This is a genomic window from Planctomycetota bacterium (assembly GCA_038746835.1).
Classification (GTDB): Bacteria; Planctomycetota; Phycisphaerae; order Tepidisphaerales; family Tepidisphaeraceae; genus JBCDKH01.
The window spans coordinates 1-2,095 of the sequence record JBCDKH010000312.1 but is presented as its reverse complement, the minus strand read 5'-3'; the positions used below and the strand labels follow the sequence as shown (position 1 = coordinate 2,095).

Sequence of the window (2,095 nt, the reverse complement as noted above, 5' to 3'; positions counted from 1 at the left end):
CGCGAAATCAAGGCCAACCTCGGCACCGGTCGCGGCTTCAGCGTCAAAGAAATCATCAAGGCCGCCGAGGCCGTGACAGGCAAGGAAGTCCCGGTCGAGTACGGCGATCGCCGCGCCGGCGACGCGATCGCCCTCTACGCCGATCCGTCCTATGCCAAGGAACTTTTCGGCTGGGAGGCCCAGTTCAAGGACCCAGCCGAGATCATCAAGACCGCCTGGGCCTGGCACGAGAAGCACCCGGACGGTTACGGCGACTGATCATTCAGGTGGCGATCTCGATCGCGAGCAAGACGCCCATCCCGAGCCCGAGCAGGTAAACGACCCACGCCAGGGCGAGCCACAGTGTTCCGCTCAGTCCTGCAAACCAGCTTCGGCGTTTGCGAAGTGCCAGTGTTGAGACGCCGAGGTGGATCACAGTCGCGACTCCGGCAACGAGCAGGAGCCACAAGGTCTCACCGCTTTGGGAGTCAGCCGTCGGCCGATCTTCGAATACCGACCCGATGATCATGGGCGGCAGCAAGCCGGCCGGGAACGAGGTGATCAGGAGAAAGAACACGATGGGGATCGTGAGGAGCGAGAGCACCAAATGTCGGTCTGATCCGTCACCCCGAGTGATTCTCATCGCATGAGCCTATTCGATCGTCATCAATGAGATCGATGGGTTTGTCAGCTTGCGCAGCCGCCCGATTGGCGAGGCGGCGGGAGCCCGCTAGTCTTGGGCTATGACCTTCGACCCCGTCGCTCTTCCGGCAAACGAGCCGCCCAAGAAGAAGGGCAAAGTTCTTCTCATCATCGGCGGCCTGCTGACCATGGTTAGCGTCGTCCTGATGATCGTCGGCGGCATTGCCATTGGCAGCATCGTCACTGAGTTCGGCAGCGGGATGTCGGAGTTCGACGCGCCCGGCTCAACGACTTTCTCCGCTACCGATTCGGGAAACTACCGGCTTTACAGCGACGGTGGTGTCGAGCCGGCTGGTTTGTCGGTGACCGTCACCGCTCCCGACGACAGCAGCGTCAGCGTCCAGAGCGCCACGATCGATGAGCGGTTTGAAGGCGGAGGACCGGAGTGGGTCGCGATCCGGGGTTTCACCCTGCCCGCGGCTGGCACGTATGAGATCGAGGTCACCGCCGACGAGGGTGAGTCTGCGGCCATGCTCGTCGGTCCGAGCATCATGAGCTTCGCCGGCAGCGGGGCCGTGGGCGGTATCAGTTTCTGCATCGGGGTTCCGCTCCTGCTCGCAGGCGTTGTGTGCCTCATTATCGGACTGATTCGCCGGCTCAGTTCGTGAGGTCTGGGCGCGACGGGGCCGTTGAAAGTTGCGGGCACTTCCCAGCAGCAGCAGCATCGGGTAAGACAGCGGCTGGGGCCGCATAGAGTGTGGTGCCGTAGCGACTTGCCGATGACTGAGCCGAACCGCACGCCCATCCTGCCCACCATCGCCACGCCGGCCGACGTGAAGCGGCTGGACATGAATGGGCTCGAACAGCTCGCCGACGAAATGCGGGCTGGCATCCTCGATGCCGTCGGCAGAAGTGGCGGCCACCTCGCCAGCAACCTCGGCGTCGTCGAGCTGACCATCGCTCTGCATCACGTCTACGACTTCGGCCCATACCCGGAGGGCCCGGACAGGCTGCTGTTCGATGTGGGCCACCAGTGCTATCCGCACAAGATGCTCACCGGCCGTCAGGCCGGGTTTGACCAGCTTCGCAAGGACGGCGGCATTGGTGGCTTCCCGATGCCCGGCGAGAGCGACTACGACCTCTTCGGCGTCGGCCATGCGGGGACCGCTATCTCGACCGCGGTCGGCATGGCGCGAGCCGACAAGGCGATGGACCGGGACAACCATGTCGTCGCCCTCGTCGGCGACGCCAGCATCGTCAATGGCCTGGCATTCGAAGGGCTCAACAACGCTGGCACGCTCGATCGTCAGCTTCTCGTCGTGCTCAACGACAACGGCATGAGCATCAGCGGGCCGCAGGGCGCGTTTGCGGAGTACCTCGAGCGTGTCCGCGTCAGCACGACGTACGAGGAGTTCAAGAAGCTCACCAAGAGCTTCCTGAAGCAGATGCCCCATGCCGTCGAAGACGCGATGAT

General features: G+C 63.4%; 4 protein-coding genes. 3 read left to right on the top strand and 1 reads right to left on the bottom strand.

Annotated elements, in window-relative coordinates:
- Positions 1-258, top strand: a 258-nt coding sequence (locus AAGI46_16975; protein MEM1013901.1) for a UDP-glucose 4-epimerase GalE, incomplete at its 5' end; no start/stop codon positions are given.
- A gap of 4 nt (positions 259-262) precedes the next feature.
- Here AAGI46_16975 and AAGI46_16970 read toward each other — a convergent pair.
- Positions 263-583 (bottom strand): hypothetical protein, encoded by a 321-nt coding sequence (locus tag AAGI46_16970; protein ID MEM1013900.1) that lies wholly within the window; start codon positions 581-583, stop codon positions 263-265.
- 139 nt (positions 584-722) lie between these two features.
- On the opposite strand from AAGI46_16970, the gene AAGI46_16965 reads away from it, so the two are divergent.
- Both AAGI46_16965 and AAGI46_16960 read left to right on the top strand, forming a co-directional pair.
- On the top strand, positions 723-1,289 hold the full coding sequence (locus AAGI46_16965) for a hypothetical protein (protein ID MEM1013899.1): 567 nt from the start codon (positions 723-725) through the stop codon (positions 1,287-1,289).
- A 111-nt stretch (positions 1,290-1,400) separates the two neighbouring features.
- The coding region (locus AAGI46_16960) for a 1-deoxy-D-xylulose-5-phosphate synthase N-terminal domain-containing protein (protein MEM1013898.1) at positions 1,401-2,095 on the top strand (695 nt) is incomplete at its 3' end.

Bases quoted from the DNA above. Each gene is read 5' to 3' on its own strand.
- AAGI46_16965 (MEM1013899.1), top strand. From the start codon at position 723: ATGACCTTCGACCCCGTCGCTCTTCCGGCAAACGAGCCGCCCAAGAAG.